Origin of the sequence: Desulfurispirillum indicum S5 (genome assembly GCF_000177635.2) — a bacterium.
Lineage (GTDB): Bacteria > Chrysiogenota > Chrysiogenetes > Chrysiogenales > Chrysiogenaceae > Desulfurispirillum > Desulfurispirillum indicum.
On sequence record NC_014836.1, the window covers coordinates 1285829 to 1305781 of the forward strand.

Annotated in this window: 18 protein-coding genes; 7 read left to right on the forward strand and 11 right to left on the reverse strand. The window is 57.2% G+C overall.

Annotated elements, in window-relative coordinates; all coding sequences use genetic code 11:
- Window positions 1–38 precede the first annotated feature (38 nt).
- The 4 genes from SELIN_RS13860 to SELIN_RS06095 all read left to right on the forward strand — a co-directional run bounded on the left by SELIN_RS13860 (window position 39) and on the right by SELIN_RS06095 (window position 6106).
- Window positions 39–482: a DUF1850 domain-containing protein gene (locus tag SELIN_RS13860; RefSeq protein ID WP_156788032.1), complete on the forward strand. Its 444-nt coding sequence runs from the start codon at window positions 39–41 to the stop codon at window positions 480–482.
- Window positions 483–487: 5 nt separating this feature from the next.
- On the forward strand, window positions 488–2473 hold the full coding sequence (locus SELIN_RS06085; protein WP_013505787.1) for a TRAP transporter permease: 1986 nt from the start codon (window positions 488–490) through the stop codon (window positions 2471–2473).
- 90 nt (window positions 2474–2563) lie between these two features.
- A complete protein-coding gene (locus SELIN_RS06090; RefSeq protein ID WP_013505788.1) occupies window positions 2564–4552 on the forward strand; it encodes a transporter substrate-binding domain-containing protein in 1989 nt (662 codons plus the stop codon).
- A 177-nt stretch (window positions 4553–4729) separates the two neighbouring features.
- Window positions 4730–6106 carry a sigma-54-dependent transcriptional regulator gene (locus SELIN_RS06095; protein ID WP_013505789.1) on the forward strand — a complete coding sequence of 459 codons (1377 nt, stop codon included), beginning with the start codon at window positions 4730–4732 and terminating at the stop codon, window positions 6104–6106.
- A gap of 9 nt (window positions 6107–6115) precedes the next feature.
- Here SELIN_RS06095 and SELIN_RS06100 read toward each other — a convergent pair whose 3' ends face one another.
- The 5 genes from SELIN_RS06100 to SELIN_RS06120 form a co-directional block, all read right to left on the reverse strand.
- A complete protein-coding gene (locus SELIN_RS06100; RefSeq protein WP_013505790.1) occupies window positions 6116–8032 on the reverse strand; it encodes an ATP-binding cassette domain-containing protein in 1917 nt (638 codons plus the stop codon).
- On the reverse strand, window positions 8032–8919 hold the full coding sequence (locus SELIN_RS06105; protein ID WP_013505791.1) for a carbon-nitrogen hydrolase: 888 nt from the start codon (window positions 8917–8919) through the stop codon (window positions 8032–8034). The genes SELIN_RS06100 and SELIN_RS06105 overlap by 1 nt, the downstream gene beginning before the upstream one ends.
- Window positions 8916–9962 carry an agmatine deiminase family protein gene (locus SELIN_RS06110; RefSeq protein WP_013505792.1) on the reverse strand — a complete coding sequence of 349 codons (1047 nt, stop codon included), beginning with the start codon at window positions 9960–9962 and terminating at the stop codon, window positions 8916–8918. Before SELIN_RS06110 ends, SELIN_RS06105 begins: the two co-directional genes overlap by 4 nt.
- Before the next feature lie 145 nt (window positions 9963–10107).
- The gene (locus tag SELIN_RS06115; RefSeq protein WP_013505793.1) at window positions 10108–12687 is read right to left on the reverse strand and encodes a TRAP transporter permease; all 2580 of its coding nucleotides are present in this window, start codon (window positions 12685–12687) and stop codon (window positions 10108–10110) included.
- A 148-nt stretch (window positions 12688–12835) separates the two neighbouring features.
- Window positions 12836–13831 (reverse strand): TAXI family TRAP transporter solute-binding subunit, encoded by a 996-nt coding sequence (locus SELIN_RS06120; protein WP_013505794.1) that lies wholly within the window; start codon window positions 13829–13831, stop codon window positions 12836–12838.
- Window positions 13832–14106: 275 nt separating this feature from the next.
- Between SELIN_RS06120 and SELIN_RS06125 the strand changes: the two genes are divergently transcribed.
- The gene (locus SELIN_RS06125) at window positions 14107–14481 is read left to right on the forward strand and encodes a response regulator (protein WP_013505795.1); all 375 of its coding nucleotides are present in this window, start codon (window positions 14107–14109) and stop codon (window positions 14479–14481) included.
- A gap of 32 nt (window positions 14482–14513) precedes the next feature.
- The gene (locus tag SELIN_RS06130) at window positions 14514–14708 is read left to right on the forward strand and encodes a hypothetical protein (RefSeq protein WP_013505796.1); all 195 of its coding nucleotides are present in this window, start codon (window positions 14514–14516) and stop codon (window positions 14706–14708) included.
- A gap of 73 nt (window positions 14709–14781) precedes the next feature.
- Here SELIN_RS06130 and SELIN_RS06135 read toward each other — a convergent pair whose 3' ends face one another.
- From SELIN_RS06135 to mltA, 6 genes are all read right to left on the reverse strand, one after another.
- Window positions 14782–15834, reverse strand: a complete 1053-nt coding sequence (locus SELIN_RS06135) for a flagellar basal body P-ring protein FlgI (protein WP_013505797.1) — start codon at window positions 15832–15834, stop codon at window positions 14782–14784.
- 9 nt (window positions 15835–15843) lie between these two features.
- Window positions 15844–16509, reverse strand: a complete 666-nt coding sequence (locus SELIN_RS06140) for a flagellar basal body L-ring protein FlgH (protein WP_013505798.1) — start codon at window positions 16507–16509, stop codon at window positions 15844–15846.
- A gap of 51 nt (window positions 16510–16560) precedes the next feature.
- Window positions 16561–17259 carry a hypothetical protein gene (locus SELIN_RS06145; protein ID WP_013505799.1) on the reverse strand — a complete coding sequence of 233 codons (699 nt, stop codon included), beginning with the start codon at window positions 17257–17259 and terminating at the stop codon, window positions 16561–16563.
- A 5-nt stretch (window positions 17260–17264) separates the two neighbouring features.
- Window positions 17265–17912: a ribulose-phosphate 3-epimerase gene (rpe, locus tag SELIN_RS06150; protein ID WP_013505800.1), complete on the reverse strand. Its 648-nt coding sequence runs from the start codon at window positions 17910–17912 to the stop codon at window positions 17265–17267.
- A gap of 16 nt (window positions 17913–17928) precedes the next feature.
- A complete protein-coding gene (uppS, locus tag SELIN_RS06155; RefSeq protein WP_013505801.1) occupies window positions 17929–18657 on the reverse strand; it encodes a polyprenyl diphosphate synthase in 729 nt (242 codons plus the stop codon).
- A 93-nt stretch (window positions 18658–18750) separates the two neighbouring features.
- Window positions 18751–19680: a murein transglycosylase A gene (gene mltA, locus SELIN_RS06160; RefSeq protein WP_049871098.1), complete on the reverse strand. Its 930-nt coding sequence runs from the start codon at window positions 19678–19680 to the stop codon at window positions 18751–18753.
- Between mltA and SELIN_RS13865 the strand changes: the two genes are divergently transcribed.
- Complete coding sequence (locus tag SELIN_RS13865; protein WP_156788033.1) at window positions 19651–19953, forward strand: hypothetical protein; 303 nt, start codon at window positions 19651–19653, stop codon at window positions 19951–19953. The two genes, mltA and SELIN_RS13865, sit on opposite strands and share 30 nt — an antisense overlap.

Below are 19953 nucleotides of genomic sequence, written 5' to 3' on the forward strand. Positions count from 1 at the left end.
GGGCGCCCCGCATTTCGGGAGGTACTCTGGTGGTGTTTATGGTGCGTCTGCTGCTGTTGCTGTTTCTCGCCGTTTCCACGGTCAGCGCCGAGGGACTCGTGCTGGAAATACGCCACGCACGCAGCCATGAGGTCCACTTCCACGCCCCGGTGGAGCCCGATGATGAAATCACGCTTGCCTGGATTCATTCGGTGGAACTGACCCCCTGGATGGAAACCTACCAGGTGCAGATCGATGGAACACTTGTGCTGACGCAGACGCGCTTTTTCTCTTATGGGGCGGGTGTTCCCCATCAGAGTGGAAACTGTTCGGTGAATGGTGGGCAGGTGGTCTGCACGGGATTTGATTTACAGCTCGACTTTCTCCAGTGGATCCACTCATTCGATGCCGAATACCATGTCCTTCTGAATCAACGGATTCTGCTGGACCGTGACGACCTCCCCCACCATGAACCGCTCAGACTCTCCATACAATCAAGGTGATCCCAATGAGTAAAGAAACACAACAGCCTGACTCGAAGCTGCAGGAAGTTCTCGAGAAATATGATAACGAATCGCGCTTTCGCACCTTCAGTTCCAAGCCCATTACCCTGATCGTCTCCGCCCTGGCGATCACGCTCTCCCTCTACCACCTCTATACCTCTTACTTCGGCACACCGGTGACACTGATTCACCGCTCGCTGCACGTGGCAGTGGTGCTGGGGCTCATTTTTCTACTCTACCCCGCTTCCCGCAAGCTGCGGCGTGACAAGCTGCACTGGTATGACGCGGTACTGGCGCTGATGGCCTTCAGTACCACCATCTATATCATGTTCGAGCATACGGCCATCTATATGCGCGGTGGCATGCCCAACCAGTGGGATCTGCTTTTCGGCGGAATTCTGGTGGTGCTGGTGCTGGAAGGCGCGCGGCGGGTGACCGGCTGGGCTCTGCCTGTGCTGGCCGCCACCTTTTTGCTGTACGGCCTGTTCGGACGACAGTTTTCCGGTATATTCCGTCACCGGGGTTACCTGTGGGAAGATATTGTCAACTTTATGTATGTGACCACCGAAGGCGTCTACGGAACTGCCATCGGTGTTTCAGCCACCTATATCTTTCTCTTTATCCTCTTTGGCGCCTTCCTGGCGAAATCGGGGATGGGCCAGCTCTTTAATGACCTTGCCCTGGCCATTGCCGGACAGTCCCGGGGCGGACCGGCAAAAGTTGCCGTTATCTCCAGTGGCTTTCTGGGAAGTATCAATGGAGCGGCCGTTGCCAATGTGGTGACAACGGGCTCCTTCACCATTCCTCTTATGAAGCGGGTTGGCTATAACCGTGAATTTGCCGGCGCCGTAGAGGCTTCGGCCAGTGTGGGGGGGCAGATTCTGCCGCCGATCATGGGGGCAGCCGCTTTCATCATGGCCGAGGTTCTGGGGGTGCCCTATCGCGATATCGCCATTGCCGCCCTGCTGCCCGCCCTGCTCTTCTATCTCGGGGTTATCGTGCAGATTCACCTGCGTGCCACCAAGGATGGTCTGCAGGGTATCTCCCGCGAGAATCTGCCCCGGGTCATGGAAGTGCTCAAGGAACGCGGACACCTGCTGATACCTCTGTTCTTCCTGATTTTCATGCTCTTCTTTACGGGGAAAACAATCATTTACTCCGCATTTCTGACGATTCTGGTAACGGTGGCAGTGGCCATGCTGCGCCAGACCACGCGCCTGGGCCTGAAGGACATTCTGGAAGCCCTGGAAAACGGCGCGCGTTCCGTGGTTCCCGTCGCCATCGCCTGTGCCTGTGTCGGCCTGATCGTGGGAGTGGCGACGCTTACCGGATTCGGACTGAAGCTGGCGAACGGCATTGTGCTGCTGGGTGGAGAGTCCCTTTTCCTGACCCTGGTATTTACCATGATTGCCTGTATCGTCCTCGGCATGGGTCTGCCCAGTATTCCCACCTACATCATCACGGCGACCATGGCGGCACCGGCTCTTGTGGCCATTGGCATTGAGCCCCTGGTGGCTCACCTGTTTGTCTTCTACTTCGGTATCTTCGCCAATATAACGCCTCCCGTGGCGCTGGCATCGTTTGCCGCAGCGGGAATCTCGGGCGGGGATCAGATGAAGACTGGCTTCATGTCCATGAAGCTCTCTATCGCCGGCTTTATTGTTCCCTATATTTTCGTGTATAACAGCTCGTTGCTGCTGATCAACACCACTTTGCTGGAAGGACTGATGGTTACCGCCACCTCCATTGTGGGCGTGGTCATGCTGGGGACTGCGGCGGAAGGATACTTCCTGACCCGTATCAATACCCTGTTGCGGGTGGTGCTCTTCGGTGGAGCCCTGCTGTTCATGAACCCGAATATTCTTCAGGATATCCTCGGCTTCAGCATCGTATTACTGACGATCTTCATTCAGTGGCGTAAAGCCAGGCGCGAGGGCGGAATCAACCAGCCCACCCTGAATCGGTCGAAGGAAGCCGTTGCGGAGGCCTGAGGACACTCTTCACCGTTATGCCAGCGGGGGTGCCGGTGGGCAAGAAGCTGGCGCCACCACTGGCTCTTTATGGAAAGGGAACTTTCTGCCGTGCGTTGTTTGTATGTCTTTGTGCTGATGGCGTTCTTCGTGGGAACATCCTTTGGCGAGCCCCGTCATGAATACGCCCATCAGACCCTCATCGTCGCCTATGAACCGGATCTGGCCCCCCTGAATGCCGCGCAGGAAGGGGTGCCAGCCGGTTTTGCCATCGAAGTTCTCGACCGCATTGCCGCCCTGCACCATATCAGGCTGCAGTATGTGCCCATGGCCAGATCCCGTGCCATTGAGGCCATCCGGGAACAGCAGGTTGACATCATCGTCAGCATCCCTTTCTCGCGCAGCTACGCGGAGCTCATGGATTTTTCCGAGCCATTCTATTCGACTTCCGTTGGCATCCTCACTCCTGCAGACAGGCATGGCATCGATGCGGTGACGGATCTTTCCGAGACGCTGGTTGCCCTGCAGAGTCACACCATTGAGTATGATTTCCTGAAGAATATCCGGCGGATTCACTACCAGGTTGCCGGCAGCCAGCGTGCCGCCATCGAAGCGTTCCTGCTCGGCCGGGCCGATGTGTTTGTGGGCGATGTCGCCATCGCGGAGCACTATCTGGAACAACACCACCTGGAAGATCGCTACAGCTTCGCGCGCACCTATCTTATGCCGCTGGACTACTCCTTTGCCGTATCCAAAGACAACTATCGCCTGCTGCATACCCTCAACAGCGGTATACGGCATGTCAAGTCGACGGGTGAGTATGGGGATATGTACCAGAAATGGTTCAAAACACCGCAGGAGTTTGCCTCGGGAACGCTGCTGGTGGTCGTGAAAATCACCCTGGCCCTCATCGCGGTCTTTCTGATCCTCTTCCTGGTGGGAGCCCGTTGGAATCGACAGCTGAAGAAGGAAGTGGATCGCAAGACCCGTGATCTCAGCCATCTGAACGCGTCCCTCGTCGAACAGGTTGAACTGACCAGAAATAATGTCGAGTTCCTGCGACAGATTATCGACAGCAGCCCCCGGGGCATCGTCACCCTGAATCGTGAAGGACTGATCACCAAATTCAACCAGAAGGCATCGGTAATCGTGGGGCTCAGGGAACTGCCCCTGGGGGAGCACTATTCCCGGGTGCAGCTGATCAGTGAGCTGCTGAAGAACAAGGCTGATGAGGTTCTCAGTGGCCGGAAAAACTACTATCTCGGTGAAACAAAAGAGTGGGAGCGTGACCCGGAAACCCTCTACCAGCTGCGCTACTATGTCTATCCCCTCTTCAGTTTTGAGCAGCACATCAACGGACTCATCCTGACTTTCGAGGATGTGACCGAAGAGACGGAGCTGCGCAAGAAGCTTTTTGAGCAGGAGAAGAGCAAGGCCTTAAGCCGCGTAGTGGCCGGCATCGCCCATGAAATACGCAACCCTTTGAGTTCCATCAAGACATTCGTGGAACTTATTCCCACCAAGCTCCATAATGAGCGTTTCCAGAAGGAAATATCCACCTACGTGCCCCGTGAGATCACGCGGGTCAATCAGCTCATCGAAGGACTGATTAATTACGCCCGTCCACGGCAGCAGATATTCGAGACCATTGCCGCCAGCACCATTCTGGATGAGTGTTATATTCTCTTCGAACGCAGCGTCATGAACAAGGGCTTTGCCCTGTTGCGCGATTATCAGTCCCATCGCCAGATCTGCGTCGATCACAATCAGATCAAGCAGGTGGTCATCAACTTTCTGATTAATGCCCTGGACGCCCTGGAAGAGAAGCGCCTCAAGAGTGACGAGCCCCTGCACATCACCCTGAGAACCCGCGATAAGGCTGATCGGGTCTGTATCCAGATCGTTGATGATGGAATCGGCATGGATGAGGATGGCCGCGTGAAGGCCCTGGAACCCTTTTTTACCACCAAACCCAAGGGCACCGGACTGGGTATACCCATTGCCGATCAGCTGATCAAGGAGAACCGTGGTGAACTGCATATCTCCAGCAACCAGAAATTTGGCACGGTTATTTCGGTATATTTTGATTCTGCGTTATAATGACATGTACGCATCCCCGCAACAGCAGCCTGACAGTCTGCACCCTACCTGGGCCAGCACGGGCTGACAGCTCTGAACCTGTCCAGCGAGCAGGCGAGGCGTGGGGTACCAAACCCAGTGAGAATGCACAGGCGGCCCTGAGAGTGAACGGGCGCGAAACCGCAAATGCGAGGTACCATGACTCCCATGAATCGCATACTCATACTGGATGATGAAGCGTCCATTGGCGCTTCTCTCTCCTTTGCCCTGGAGGATCAGTATGAGGTCAGTGTCTTTACCGAGCCCCACAGGGCCCTGGAGGAGATCCGCCAGGAGCTCTTTCATATCTGTCTGCTGGATCTCAAAATCGGCAATGTCGATGGTATTGATGTCCTGAAGCAGATCAAGGAGATTCAGCCTGGCATTGAAGTCATCATCATCACGGCCTTCGGCACCATCGAATCGTCAGTAAAAGCGCTGCAGAACGGCGCGTTCACCTATATCACCAAGCCCATCAACATCGATGAGCTCATCGTTAATATTGAGCGGGCTTTTCACTATAAGCAGCTGAACAGCCAGGTGGAGTACCTTTCAAAGGAGCTTGAGAAGAAGTACCGCTACGAAGAGCTTATTGGCAAGAGTGATTCCATGCAGAGAATCTATGGCCTGATCGACAAGGTCAAGGATGTCTCCTCGACGGTGCTTATTACCGGGGAGAGTGGTACAGGCAAAGAGCTGGTGGCCCGTGCCATTCATTATTCCGGCAAACGGGCCAAGGAGCCCTTCGAGGTGCTGAACTGTGCCGCCATTCCCGAACAGCTGCTGGAAAGTGAACTGTTCGGATACGAAAAGGGGGCTTTCACCGGAGCCAGCGGTTCGCGACAGGGCCGCTTCGAAGTGGCGCAGGGTGGAACCATTTTTCTCGATGAGATTGGCGAAATGTCTCCGCCACTGCAGGCCAAGCTGCTGCGCGTGCTGCAGAAGCGGGAGATCTCACGGCTGGGCTCCAACAGGACCATCGCCCTGGATGTGCGGGTCATTACGGCCACCAATCGCGATCTGCTGAAAGCCGTCCGCGAAAACAGCTTTCGCGAGGATCTGTATTTCCGCATCAATGTCATTCATCTGCATCTGCCACCGCTTCGCGAACGCACTGAGGATATTCCCATGCTGACGAAGTTTCTGGTGGAGAAATTCTGCCAGGAGCAGGGTACCTGCCCCAAGCGCTTCAGCCGCGCTGCGGAAGCACGGCTGATGAGCTATTCCTATCCGGGGAATATCCGGGAACTGGGCAATATCATCGAGTCTTCCCTGGTCATGGCCATGGGGGATATCATAGAAATTCACGATCTGCCGGCCAGCCTCAAGGACAGCGGCCCGGTCGCCCATGATGGCGAGCTCCCCAGCCTGAAACCCTTTGTGGGGATGACTCTGCAGCAGCTGCAGGATCTGTTTATTCAGGAGACCCTGGAGACCATGGATGGCCACCGCCGCAAAACGGCTGAAGTGCTCGGCATCAGCGAACGAAACCTGCGCTATCGCCTGAATACCCCCGACAAGCCTGAGCAGCCGTAAAGGATATTTTCAGGCCTGTGATTTTTCCATTTCGCGCACCAGGGACTCCAGTTTCTCCCAGCGCGCAAATTGCCTTTCCAGCTCTGCCTGCACCTCCTCCAGCTCTGCCTTGGTGGTGGCTATGGATTCCCCCTCGCGCTGGTAGAACTGCGGATCGGCCATAAGGTCGTACAGCTCCTGCTGGCGCTGTTCCAGCTCTTCGATACATGCGGGCAGCTCCTCAAGCTCTTTTTTCTGCTGAAAGCTCAACTTCGGCTTCGCGGGTCTGCCGGCACCACGGGTCTTTGCCGTCGGTTCAGGAACAACGGTGCGCGCCACAGCCGGAGTCGGGCGCTGGCGAAGCCAGTCGTCGTATCCGCCCACATACTCCCGGAAGCGGTCATCTTCATAGGCAATGGTGCTGGTGACCACATTGTTGAGGAAGGCACGGTCGTGGCTGACCAGCAGCAGGGTGCCCTGATATTCCATCAGCAGTTCTTCCAGCAGTTCCAGCGTCTCCACGTCAAGATCGTTAGTGGGCTCGTCCATGATCAGCAGGTTGGACGGTGCGGCAAAGAGCTTCGCCAGCAGCAGGCGATTGCGCTCACCTCCCGAAAGGGCTTTGACGGGGGTATGGAAGCGCTCAGGGGTGAAGAGAAAGTCCTGAAGATAGCCAATCACATGACGGTTCCTGCCATTGATTTCCAGCATGTCGTTGCCATCGGCTACATTCTCCCGCACGCTTTTCTCTTCGTCCAGCTGTTGTCGATGCTGGTCAAAGTAGCGGATATGCAGATTGGTTCCCAGCTCCACTCTTCCCGTGGTGGGAGGAAGCTGCCCCAGCATCAGGCGCAGCAAGGTTGTCTTGCCGCAGCCGTTTGGCCCGATGATACCGATGCGGTCACCGCGCATGATGGTAAGATCCATGGGGGCGACAATGGTTCTGCCATCGACGCTCCAGCCAGCTCCCGTGGCTTCGGCCACCAGGTTGCCGGAGCGATCAGCCTGTTGAATTTCCATGCGTGCTTTGCCTTCGGCACTGCGCCTTTGGCTGCGCTGGCGACGAAGCTCCTCAAGGGCGCGTACGCGCCCCATGTTGCGGGTGCGACGGGCCTTGATGCCCTGGCGTATCCACTGCTCCTCTTCGCTGAGTTTTCGGTCGAAGTGCTGCTGCGCCTTGAGCTCATCCTGAAGCACCGCTTCGCGGCGCTCCAGGTATTGGTCGAAGGTGCAGTCCCAGTTGCGCAGGTTGCCCCGGTCAATCTCCACGATGCGCGTTGCCAGGCTGCGCAGGAAGGCTCGATCGTGGGTGATGAAGACTATGGTGCGACTGCTGCGCAGCAGAAAGTCTTCCAGCCAGGTGATGGCGCTGATGTCCAGGTGGTTGGTGGGCTCGTCCAGCAGCAGAATATGGGGATCACTGACCAGGGCTCGACCCAGCAGGACCCGGCGCTTCATGCCGCCGGAAAGTTCCCGGAAAGGCAGGTTGCCATCAAGCTGGAGCAGGCTGACCATGCGGTCGATTTCCCCATAGAACTGCCAGGCTCCCTGACTCTCCAGTTCGCGCTGGTACTGGTCCAGCTGCTCAAGCAGACGCTGCTGCGTGGACAACTCAGCACTTTCCAGATGCCGGGTGAGCTGATGATAGGATTCCAGCAGTTGTGCCTTGTCGGCCAGACCACTGGCGATGACTTCCCAGACGCTGCCGTCAAGTTCCCCGGGAATTTCCTGGGGGAGCAGCGAGACACGCAGGTCGGGCTGACGGACTATTTCACCACTGTCGGCGGTGAGAGTGCCGGCCAGGATCTTCATGAGGGTTGACTTGCCCGCGCCGTTGCGACCGGTCAGGCAGATGCGTTCGCCCGCTTCGGCGTGAAATGCGATGCCATCGAGAAGGGGGTGCTGGCCGAAGGCGATGGAGAGATTGCGCAGGCTGAGCAGTGCCATCAGCGATCCCGGTAGCGCAGCAGGATGTCGTCATAGGCGTCGATGCGACGATCGCGCAGGAAGGGCCAGATACGGCGCACATCTTCGCTGCGCTGCAGGTCGATATCCACCAGGAGGGTCTCTTCACGGTCTGTGGACGCCTGGGCCAGAAACTCTCCCTGGGGGCCACAGGCAAAACTGCTGCCCCAGAAGTCGATGCCGCTGGAGGGATTGGCCGGATCGGCTTCCCGCCCGGTGCGGTTGACGCTGATGACGGGCAGGCCGTTGGCAATGGCGTGGCTGCGCTGAATGGTTATCCAGGCATCGCGCTGGCGCTGCTTTTCCGCGTCGGTATCGGTGGGAGCCCAGCCGATGGCCGTGGGGTAGAGCAGCAGATCCGCTCCGGCCAGGGCCATGAGTCGCGCCGCTTCAGGGTACCACTGATCCCAGCAGACCAGCACGCCAAGCCTGCCCACAGAGGTCTGGACTGGTTCAAAGCCAAGGTCGCCGGGGGTGAAGTAGAATTTTTCGTAAAATCCCGGATCATCGGGAATATGCATTTTGCGATAGGTGCCGGCGATGGAGCCATCCTTTTCCAGCACCACCGCCGTGTTGTGGTAGAGCCCGGGAGCGCGTTTTTCAAAGAGTGACGTGACCAGCACCACCTGGTGCTGGCGGGCCAGATCGCCAAAAAACGCTGTAGACGGGCCGGGTATGGGTTCGGCCAGATCGAAACACTCCACCTGCTCCTGCTGACAGAAGTAGAGGCTGCAGTGCAGCTCCTGCAGGACAATCAGCGTGGCCCCGCTGCGGGCAGCGTGCGCGATGGCGCTGGCGGTTCTGTCCATGGTCTGCTGGCGGTTGTCCGTGCATGTCTGCTGTATTAATGCGGTTTTGATGGTGCTCATGGGGTAACGGCTCCTTGGGGAAGTTGCATGGTCACACAGTGCAGTGAACCATGCTGTTCGATCAGGGTCCGGCAGTTGACGCCGATGATTTCGTGGTCGGGAAAGGCGGCGGCAACCACCTGCAGGGCCAGGGCATCGGCGGGATCGCCATAGACGGGAACCAGTACGGCACCGTTGATGATCAGGAAGTTGGCGTAGGTGGCCGGCAGGCGATGGCCGTCGGCGGCATGGCAGGGAGCCGGCCACGGCAGGGGGAGCAGGCGATAGGGTCTGCCATCAGCACAGGTAAAGGAGGCAAGCTGCGCCTCCATGGCCTTGAGGGCGCTGAAGTGGGAGTCATTGGGGTCGTCGCAGGCGACATACACGATGGTATTGTCGGGACAGAGGCGCGCCAGGGTGTCGATGTGGGCGTCGGTATCATCGCCTTCCAGGTGGCCGTGGTCCAGCCAGAGCACTTTGCGGGCACCCAGGACGGTACGCAGAATCTGTTCTTCGATATCCTGCTGGTTCAGCTGTGGGTTGCGATTTGGCTCCAGCAGGCAGTTGGAGGTGGTTAAAATGGTGCCGCGGCCATCGCTTTCAATGCTGCCGCCCTCCAGAACCCAGTCGAAACGGTGTTGGGGCGCGGTGAACGCTCCCAACTGATGCAGCTGCCGGGTGACGTTATTATCGTGGGTCGCCTCAAACTTTTTGCCCCAGCCGTTGAAGCTGAAGTCGAGCAGCCTCAGCTGCTGCTGATCCTCGACAGTTATGGGACCGAAATCGCGAATCCAGGTGTCATTGGTCTCGATGTCATAACAGCGCACATTCTCCAGCCTGCCACCCGAGCTGGTCAGGTCGGCAAGGGGCATCCGGGTGTCAGGAGCGACGATGATGACCATCTGGCGCTGGCTGATATGGCCGGCAATATCGCAAAAGGTCTGGCGGGCCTGTGTGAGTACGGGTTGCCAGTCGCTGGCCCCGTGGGGCCATGCCAGCAGAATGGCATCCTGTGGTTCCCATTCAGCAGGCAGGCGGCGCTGTGGTGTGTTGGTGGTGGACATGTACATGCTCCATTGCGGTCGTCGATGTGGTCTTCCGGCAGGCAGAGCTGTGTCTGTCCTGCGACGGGAAATAGTAGCACGGTGGAAGGGAAATACAAACAGGGCAGAAGAGGAGTACCCTTCTGCCCTGCAGTGTTCGTCCTGATCAGGTGGCCTGCAGTTTCTGGCGTCTGCGCTGTAGCATACCTATTGCCACCATGGTGGCAATGGCCGGAATAAAGATCAGGTGCTTGGGTGGCTGGTCCTCTTCGCGCTCCACATAGAGGATTTCCCAGTCGAAGTCAAAGCCCATCTGCTGCGCTTTGCTGCCGAAGACCACCATGTCCACGATAACCCGCTGATCGTCGGTGGTGTGGAGTATAAGGCCCGTCTCTTCAATGCGCGTCATGCCGTCAGCGCCTTTTTTTCCCAGGGGCAGCAGGATGATGCGATCAAATTCGCGGCCGTCAAAGGTCTCACCAGCCACGCGCATGCGCAGGGTGTCATGGGGCGGCACCTTCTCGGCAACTTCGCCAATGTGTACCGGGTCGAGTTTGGTCATGGGATGGTAGATCATATCCATCCAGAATCCGGGACGGAAGAGGCTGAAGGCCACTACCAGCATGACCAGGGATTCCCACAGGCGGTTCTTCACCATCCAGTATCCCTGGGTGGCGGAGGCGAAGGTAAGCATGGCTCCAATGGCACCCACTACGGTAAAGATCAGTTCCCAGACGTTGGGAATGTCAATCAGCAGCAGCTGTGTATTGAATATGAACATAAAGGGCAGGATCGCGGTGCGCATATCGTAGGTAAAACCCTGGATGCCGGTGGCAATGGGATCACTGCGCGATATGGCGGCAGCGGCATAGGCCGCCAGCCCCACCGGCGGAGTGTCGTCGGCCAGAATCCCGAAGTAGAAGACAAAGAGGTGGACAGCGATCAGGGGCACGATGAGCCCGTGTTGTGCGCCCAGGGCCACGATGACCGGAGCCATCAGGGTGGATACGACGATATAGTTGGCAGTGGTGGGCAGGCCCATCCCCAGAATCAGACTGATGATCGCCGTAAAGATCAGCATGAGCATAAGGTTGCCACCGGAGATGAATTCTACCAGATCCGTCATGACGAGCCCGATACCGGTCAGGGTCACGGTACCCACCACGATGCCGGCGGTAGCCGTTGCCACGCCGATGCCGATCATGTTCCGCGCGCCGGTAACCAGGCCGCTGAACAGATCATCAATGCCTCGATACACGGCGGGAACAATATCGCCGGAGCGGCGGAAGAAGGCCAGTACAGGCCGCTGGGTAATCAGGATAAAGACCATGAAGGTGGTAGCCCAGAAGGCGGAAAGGCCCGGGCTGAAACGCTCCACCATCAGGCACCATACCAGGACAAAGACCGGCAGCAGGAAGTGCAGTCCGGAAAGGAGAATGGGCTTGAGGGCCGGGACTTCCTTGAGGGACTCCACCGACAGTTCCTCGCCGCTGTCAGGGTAGCGGGAAGCCACGCGCAGAAGCGCGACATAGGCCACGCCCATGGCCACGGCCAGCACCACGGAGGCCACGGGACCGAAAACATCGCGGGTCCAGCCCACCCCGTAATAGACCAGCAGGGAGAGAAGACACATACCCAGGAAGGTTCCCACAAAGGACAGCGCGCTGCGGGCCATGGAGGACTGAGCCGTGCGGGGCAGGCCTTTCATGTTGGCTTTGACGGCTTCCAGGTGCACGATATAGATGAGGGCGATGTAGGAGATGATGGCGGGCAGGAGGGCGTGCTTGATGACTTCCAGATAGGATATTCCCACGTACTCCACCATCAGGAATGCCGCAGCGCCCATGATGGGAGGTGTCAGCTGGCCATTGGTAGAGGCCGCAACCTCTATGGCGCCCGCCTTGGTGCCGGGGAAGCCGACCCGCTTCATGAGCGGGATGGTAAAGGTTCCGGTGGTGACCACATTGGCTATGGAAGAACCGGAAATGATGCCACTGAAGCCGGAGGCAACCACGGCGGCTTTGGCTGGTCCGCCGCGCATGTGTCCCAGCAGGGAGAAGGCGACTTTAATAAAGTAGGCTCCGGCCCCAGCTCGCTCAAGCAGAGAACCAAAAAGGACAAAGAGAAACACAAAGCTTGAGGATACGCCAATGGCCACGCCGAAGACCCCTTCAGTGGTCAGCCACTGGTGGGACATGGTGCGTCCCAGGCTGGCACCCCGGTGGGAGATGAGTTCCGGCATATAGGGGCCGAAAAATGTATAACCGAGAAAGACAATGGCTACGATCATCAGGGGGAGCCCCAGGGAGCGTCGCGTTGCTTCCAGCAGCAGGATAATGCCGATAACGGCCACCACCAGATCCTGGGTGATGGGAGCTCCGGCACGAGTCGCCAGACTGTCATAGAAGAAGTAGAGGTAGCTGGCGCTCATGGTTGCCGCGATGGCCAGTATCCAGTCGAGTGTGGGGATGGAGTCGCGGGGCGAGCTCTTCAGGGCCGGATAAGCTGTCAGGGCCAGGAATACCGCAAAGGAAAGGTGGATGGAGCGTGCTTCGGTGGTATTAAAGACCCCGAAACCCAGCGCAAATGGCAGGGGCGAGGCATACCAGAGCTGAAACAGCGACCATGTCAACGCCACGGTCCAGATGATTTTCCCCTGGATTCCCATTGGCTGGCGGCCTCCGGTCTCTGATTGTGTGATCCGCTCCAGCTCCTCAGGAGTGGGTGGCTGTTTGGCTGGTGTCATAGGGTCCCTTTCGTGCGCAGATTCAAGACTTAGATGCGAGTGTCAGCAGAGATTTGATTGCTGGCTCACTTTCGTAAAGCCATTGAGAATAGCCTTGCGAAAAGAAGCGGAATCAAAGCGGGGGAGCATGTGCTCCCCCAGTTGGTGATTACTTGATGAGTCCGACTTCCCGGAAGTATTTTTCCGCACCGGGATGCAGGGGGATGGCAATGGCATCGGAGACCATGGATTCTTTATCCAGGTGCTCAAGGGCCGGGTGCAGGCGCTTGAACTGGTCAAGGCCTTCAAAGAGAGACTTGACCATCTGGTAGACCACGTTCTCGGGGACGTTGGTGGACGCGACCAGAAGAGCTCCAACGCCAAAAGTTTGTACATCATTGGGGTTGCCGCGGTACATGCCGCCGGGGATAGTGGCAGTACGGTAGTAGGGACGCTCGGCGATCATCTTTTCCACCGCTTCACCGGCGACTTCAACGATAACACTGTCGCAGGTGGTCGTGGCTTCCTGAATGGAACCATTGGGGTGGCCGACAAAGTAGACCATGGCGTCTATCTGGTTATTGCACAGGGCGATGGATTGCTCAGCTGCCTTCAGGTCGAAGGTGGCGCTGAACACGGAGTGATCCCAGCCAAGGGTTTCCAGCAGCAGGTCCATGGAAGCACGTTGTCCTGAGCCAGGGTCACCGATGCTCACGCGCTTGCCGCGAAGATCAGCAAATTTGGTGGCGTTGGCGTCTTTGCGTGCGATCACGGTAAAGGCTTCAGGGTGGATGGAGAACAGGGCGCGCAGATTTTTGTTGGGGCCGGCATCGGAGAAACGGCTGGTGCCGTGATAGGCATGGTACTGCCAGTCGGACTGTACAATTCCCACGTCAAGTTCGCCGGCGCGGATGCTGTTGAGGTTGAAAATAGAACCGCCGGTTGATTCCACGGTGCAGCGGATACCATGGTCAGCGCGATTGGCATTGACCAGACGGCAAATTGCGCCGCCAACGGGATAATAAACACCTGTTACTCCACCAGTTCCAATGGTGACAAACTGCTGCTGTGAACGCTGGGCCGAAACGTTGGATGCAAAGGTCAGTGAAATGGCAACGGCGGCAGTGCCTACCAGTGCCCGTTTCAGGTACTTTCTGAAAGTCATAGTCTCCTCCTTCATGATTTTGCAACATCGGGGACCAAATTTACTTCTCAATTATATATAGGGCAGGTTTTTATGAACTGTCAATCAGTCATTCCCTGAAGGGTTGATAATCTGTCCTGTATGGCGTCAGGCAGGCACTCAGTGCTCAGGCATTTCCTGTTCAATAAAACAGCGTTACCGTAAGCGGTCTGTAATCTGTGAAAAAGTACGCCCTATAGCTTCCCATTTACCGTGGAAGGTATTATAGTGCCAGAAAACCTCAGGAAGGAGTCGCCATGGCGACCATTCTCCTCATCGAGGACAATGAACTGAACTGTGACATGCTGACCAGGCGCCTGACACGCAAAGGATATGAGGTCATCACGGCTGGTGATGGAGCGGAGGGTTTACGTAAGGCCACCGAGCATCAGCCCGATCTGATCCTGATGGATATGAGCCTGCCGGTTATGGATGGCTGGGAGGCGACGCGCAGAATCCGCGATAACCAGCGCACCACTCATATCCCGGTGCTGGCGTTGACAGCTCATGCTCTGCCTGAGGATAGACGCCGGGCCTTTGAGGTCGGCTGCAGTGATTTTGAGACCAAGCCGGTACATTTGCCACAGCTTCTGGAGAAGATAGCCGACTTGCTTGAAAAGTGCGGGAAATAGCGGGAATTCTGTGGTTGCTCAGGAGGTGTGGCATGCAGAAAGATCAAGAAGTAAAACAGACCAGGCGTCAGCTCAGAAAGCTGATTACGTTCCTCATTCTGGCGGTCATTCTCTTTACCGCACTGGGGATTTACGCCTACTTTACCCCCAAACCTTATAAGTTTATAGACACGCAGATTGAGATGCGCAAGCGGGATCATCCACAGGGTATAGGCGCGGTACAGTAAAAGATGATTCACATAATACCGGAAAAAGGGGCCCGACTCAGAGAGTCGGGCCCCTTTTTACAGGAACAACGTGTCAGATGAATTCCAGATCACCACTGAGGGCACCTGCCTGCTTCATGGCCTGCAGAATGGCGATCATGTCCTCGGCGGTCATGCCCATGCGATTGAGCGCATCCACCACATTGCCGATGCTTATTCCATTTTCAAAGAGAGCGACCCGGTCGTTGCGTCCGGGTTCAACCACTTCTCCCTCTTCATTGAACTGTGGCTCAATGCGCACGGTCAGATTGCCGTGGCTGACGGCGACGGTGCTCAGGCGAATATCCGAACCCACCACGATGGTTCCAGTGCGTTCGTTGACGATGATCTTGCCGGAATTGGAGAGTTGCACGGGAATGGTTTCCAGCTGTGCGATAAAGCGGGGGATGTTGTTCCTGAGACTTTCCGGCACAATCACTTCGATGACGCCGGAGGAGCGTGCATGGGCTATTTCTTCGCCATATTGATTGTTAATGGCATCCTGAGCGTTGTTGGCGGCGATAAAGTCCGCATTCTTGAGCAGCAGGGTGATGCTGCTGCGGCCTTCAAGGCTGAAGGGAATGGAGCGCTCGACAATGGCTCCATTGACAATCCTGCCGGCGGTGGCATGGGCGGCATCGGCGGAGCCACCTAGGCTCACCTGCCCCTGGGCGACGGCGTACACATCTCCATTGGGAGCCTTCAGTGGGGTCAACAGCAGGGTGCCACCCTGCAGGCTGTCGGCGTTGCCCATGCTGGAAACGGTGATGTCGATACGAGCTCCCGGACTGGCAAAGGGAGGCAGCATGGCGGTGACCATGACGGCAGCGACGTTGTCGACGTTAATGTCGTCAGGATGGGCGGAAATGCCCATGCGACTGAGCATGTTTGTCAGTGACTGATTGGTGAAGCCGGTGCGGCTGCCGTCACCGGTGCCATCCAGTCCAACCACCAGGCCGTAGCCGATGAGTTGATTGTAGCGGACGCCTTCGACGGTGGCGATTTCCTTCAGGGATGCCACGGGGGCAGCATTAAGTGGCGCGACCATCAGGAAGGCAGCCAGCGCGAGGGGAATAAGCAGGTAGAGGGTGTCGATTATACGTTGCATGCCGTGCTCCTAGAATGGCCAGATGGTGTTCAGGAAGGTGGTGCCCCAGCCCGGTTTGCGCGAAGCGGCCAGTGCGCCACTGCCGGTATACATGATCTGGGCATCGGCGAGGGCGGAGGACATGACGGTGTTGTCGGCGTCAATGTCCTCGGGGCGGATGACCCCGCTGACAAAGAGCATCTGTTTCTCGTTGTCGATCATGATTTCGCGCTTGCCACGCAGAACCATATTGCCGTTATTGAGTACCTTCACGATGCGCGTAGATACGGTGGCGGTAATGTTGTCGGCTTTCTGGAGCTGCCCGGAACCGGCGAAGCTGTTCCCCGCGTTTGCCTGCACGGCGGGATTCAGTGATCCTCGCTCTTTGCCAAGCACTGAAGTGACTCCCATATTCACCGAGCTGTCGCGGGAAGTGGCAACGTTGCCGCTGTTACTGGCCGAGCTGGATTCGACAACTCGCACGGTGATGATGTCGTTGATACGACGGGCTTTCTGGTCGAGGAAGTAGATGCTGGTGACATTGGTGTCACTCCAGAGACTTCCATTTTGTACGCTGCGATCATCGGGGGCGACTTCATAGTCTTCCACGTGACTGAGCTCGGGAATGGTATACTGAACTTTCTGTGAGCACCCCACCAGGGTCAGGGCACTGAAGAGCAGAAGTAAGACACGCATATTACTCTCCTCATGATTTTTACAGAGGAGTATGCAGATTTTATGCCAGGGTTATTTCCACTGGCCGTTGTCTTCGGTGAATCCTTCCCAGATCTTGAGGTGCAGGGGTTTTACCGAGTCGGGGGGCTTGGGGCGGTACATTTCGTGAACCTTGTCCGTAACCAGTTTTCCCGCGATAAGGGCCAGTTCGCTCATGTTGGGGGCCTGCTGGCTGAGGCTTGGATACATGTTGTCAAAGAGTCCGGCGTTGAATTTTCCGAGCACGGCCACATCGCCATACCACAGGGTCATGCCGTCGGAGGCGCGCACCAGGCGCACCGTACTGTTGATGAGAGACTCATTGACACCATCCACATAGGAGCGCACGTGACCGACGATAATATATTTGTAGCGCTCCTGGCGGGCGAACTCTATGGCGCGTCGTATCTCCTGCTCTTCATTGGCCCCTGGCTCCAGGCTGAACCAGCTGTTGGAGTCAATGTCCTCCACCGCGAAAAACAGGCGCTTGAGGTGAAAGGCCTGCACGGTGGAGAGACTCATCATGCGTCCGGAAAACTGGGCGTCCCGCGCTGGTTTGAAGTTGAGTACCCCCAGCGTGTGGTCGCGAAAGTCGGTGGTGACGGAAGGGTACATGGAAATATATTCAGTGACCCGCGTTGTGTAGTTTTTTCCGGTGTAAATTTTTCCGGCGCAGCCAGCTGCCAGCAAAGCGATCAGCAGCATGCCAATGGCCGTGATTCGGGACGTCATGGTATTCACCGGCACTGCTGGCGCAGGGCGTTGATGGTGTGCCCGTAGTCCGGTGTGGAGAATATGGCGCTGCCGGCCACAAAGGTGTCAGCGCCGGCACGGTGGATCTGGGCGATGTTGTCCATGGTCACTCCTCCGTCAACTTCAATGGAAATATCCTTGCCTGTGGCGCTGATCATGGCGCGCAGACGACGGATTTTGTCCAGTGAGGCGTCGATGAACTTCTGACCGCCAAAGCCGGGGTTGACGCTCATGATAAGCACCATGTCCAGGTCGGGCAGAACTTCTTCTATCATGCACAGGGGCGTAGCGGGATTGAGGGAAACGCCAACCTGTCTGCCGAGGGCTTTTACCTGGTGGATCGCCCGGTGCAGGTGGACGTCGGATTCGGCGTGCAGGGTGATGATATCAGCTCCGGCCGCAGCGAACGCTTCAACATACTGCTGTGGGTTGGCAATCATCAGGTGAACATCAAGGGGGACGCTGGTGTGCTTTTTCAGGGAGGCGACCACGGGGGGGCCGATGGTGATGTTCGGTACGAAATGGCCATCCATGACATCCACATGGATGAGATCCGCGCCGGTGCAGCGGTCGATGTCTTCCCCAAGGCGGGCGAAGTCGGCAGAGAGAATACTTGGTGCAATGCGAATCATGGGTACCTCAGGGGGATTATTTGCCAAAGCGTCGTGTGCGTCGGGTGAAGTCCTCCAGCGCCGCTGCCATTTCCGTTTCAGTGAAGTCGGGCCACAGGGTCGGCGTGAAATACAGTTCGCTGTACGCGGACTGGAAGGTGAGAAAATTGCTCAAGCGCATCTCTCCGCTGGTGCGAACAATATAATCACATTCGCCGAGCTCGGGGAAGTAGCAGTGCTCAAGGAGCGTCTGAATAGAGATATCTTCCAGCTTCATATGCCCTTGCAGAAGTTTATTGCCGATATTGCGAACGCTGTCAACAACTTCCTGTTGCCCACCATAGGAGATGGCCAGCACCAGAGTGGTGCCGGTATTGCTCGCTGAGCGTTCTTCGGCTTCCCTGATCAGGCGCACCAACTCAGACGAGAAGCGGTCAATGGTGCCGATGGCGCGGAAGCGGATATTGTTTTCCATCATGATTGGCATCTCTTCTTCGAGATAGCTCTTGAGGGCAAGATTCAGAAATGCCACTTCGGCGGCATCGCGATTCCAGTTCTCGGTACTGAAGGCGTACAGGGTCACATAGGGAATATGGCGACGGGCCAGGTAGGTGACGATGGTGCGAGCCACCTCCATGCCCCTGGCGTGTCCTTCAATGCGCTCCATACCTCGCTGCTGCGCCCAGCGCCCGTTTCCATCCATGATGATACCCAGGTGGCGTGGGAGGGTCTCGCGGTCGTGATGTGGCTCAGGGGTGGTATTCAATGGAGTGTCCTTCGCGTGGAGTGGTCAAATGGGATTCAAGGGCTTATGTAACTGCTTTGACGCAGTGTTGTCAACTGTTAGCCTGATGCGTGGTCAGGGCCCCGGCTGCTTCGGCAGGAAGATATAGAGATTTCCCTGCTCTTTCATGTGACCTGCCAGCAGTTCCGCATCCTGACCGAATCCGAAGAACAGGTCAATGCGGGCCGGCCCCTTGATGGCGGCCCCGCGATCCTGGGCTACAGTCAGGATTGTGATGGGCTCGTCGCTGAGCGGGTTCCTGGTCTGGAGAAACACCGGAGTGCCTGTGGGGATAGAGGCGGGGTCGGTTGCCACCGACCGCCAGGGGGTGAGCACGACACCGGCACTGCCGAGGGGGCTGCGCAGCGGGTCAAGTTCGCGGAAGAAGATATAACGCGGGTTGTGGTGCAGCAACGGCATGCTGCGCTCCGGGTTCTGCCTGAGCCAGGCTCTGATGGCCTGCATTGATATCTCTTCACGGCTGATGGCTCCTTCGTCGATCAGAACCCTGCCGATGGAGCGATAGGGGTGCCCGTTATGGTCGGCAAATCCTACGGACACAAAAGATCCATCGGTCAGCTGAATTCGTCCGGAGCCCTGTACGTGAAGGAAGAAGAGGTCGACGGGGTCAGCGACCCAGGCGATGGGTTGAGGGGTGCGCGCCTTGCCCTGGTCAATGTCCCGGCGCGTCCAGTAGGGCAGAACACGCCGGTTTTCCAGGCGTCCCCGCGGGTCGGTCCCCTGAACCTGGACGCCCAGTTCAATCCGCAGCATATCTTCGGGCACTCTGTGTACCGGATAGCGGAAGTGGTCGCTGGACGTGAGGCTGCCTTGCAGCAGGGGTTCATAGTAGCCGGTGATCAAGGTGCGGGACTGCGCGGCGGCGGGATTGACACGGTACGGCTCGAAGTGCTCGTGCAGGAAGGCGAGGATACGTCGCTGATCCATGTTCTGGCTGGAGGTGGCCTGGCAGGTGTGGGTCCAGTCGCTGCGGTCGGTTTGCACCTGCTGACAGGTGCGAATAAACGCCTGCCAGAATTCCTTCAGATTGTCATCCGCAAGGCCGCTCAGTTCATTCCAGGTGGATTTTTTGAGCAGTGGTGGCTCCTGGGGTGCCTTGAGGGTGCAACCTGTGAGAAAAAGAGCCAGCAGAAAAAGAAAGAAAAATATCAGGAGGTTTTTCGTGAAATGAAGGAGAACAGAACATCTTTTCGATTTACGGGCTGCTGTGGAAGTCAGTTTGCTATCCCCTTAGTTTCAAGGTGTTTTCATTTGTGA

Coding starts and splice junctions, on each gene's coding strand:
- SELIN_RS13860 (WP_156788032.1), top strand. CDS start 39: ATGGTGCGTCTGCTGCTGTTGCTGTTTCTCGCCGTTTCCACGGTCAGC.
- SELIN_RS06085 (WP_013505787.1), top strand. CDS start 488: ATGAGTAAAGAAACACAACAGCCTGACTCGAAGCTGCAGGAAGTTCTC.
- SELIN_RS06095 (WP_013505789.1), top strand. CDS start 4,730: ATGACTCCCATGAATCGCATACTCATACTGGATGATGAAGCGTCCATT.
- SELIN_RS06100 (WP_013505790.1), bottom strand. CDS start 8,032: ATGGCACTGCTCAGCCTGCGCAATCTCTCCATCGCCTTCGGCCAGCAC.
- SELIN_RS06105 (WP_013505791.1), bottom strand. CDS start 8,919: ATGAGCACCATCAAAACCGCATTAATACAGCAGACATGCACGGACAAC.
- SELIN_RS06110 (WP_013505792.1), bottom strand. CDS start 9,962: ATGTCCACCACCAACACACCACAGCGCCGCCTGCCTGCTGAATGGGAA.
- SELIN_RS06115 (WP_013505793.1), bottom strand. CDS start 12,687: ATGACACCAGCCAAACAGCCACCCACTCCTGAGGAGCTGGAGCGGATC.
- SELIN_RS06120 (WP_013505794.1), bottom strand. CDS start 13,831: ATGACTTTCAGAAAGTACCTGAAACGGGCACTGGTAGGCACTGCCGCC.
- SELIN_RS06125 (WP_013505795.1), top strand. CDS start 14,107: ATGGCGACCATTCTCCTCATCGAGGACAATGAACTGAACTGTGACATG.
- SELIN_RS06130 (WP_013505796.1), top strand. CDS start 14,514: ATGCAGAAAGATCAAGAAGTAAAACAGACCAGGCGTCAGCTCAGAAAG.
- SELIN_RS06135 (WP_013505797.1), bottom strand. CDS start 15,834: ATGCAACGTATAATCGACACCCTCTACCTGCTTATTCCCCTCGCGCTG.
- SELIN_RS06140 (WP_013505798.1), bottom strand. CDS start 16,509: ATGCGTGTCTTACTTCTGCTCTTCAGTGCCCTGACCCTGGTGGGGTGC.
- SELIN_RS06145 (WP_013505799.1), bottom strand. CDS start 17,259: ATGACGTCCCGAATCACGGCCATTGGCATGCTGCTGATCGCTTTGCTG.
- rpe (WP_013505800.1), bottom strand. CDS start 17,912: ATGATTCGCATTGCACCAAGTATTCTCTCTGCCGACTTCGCCCGCCTT.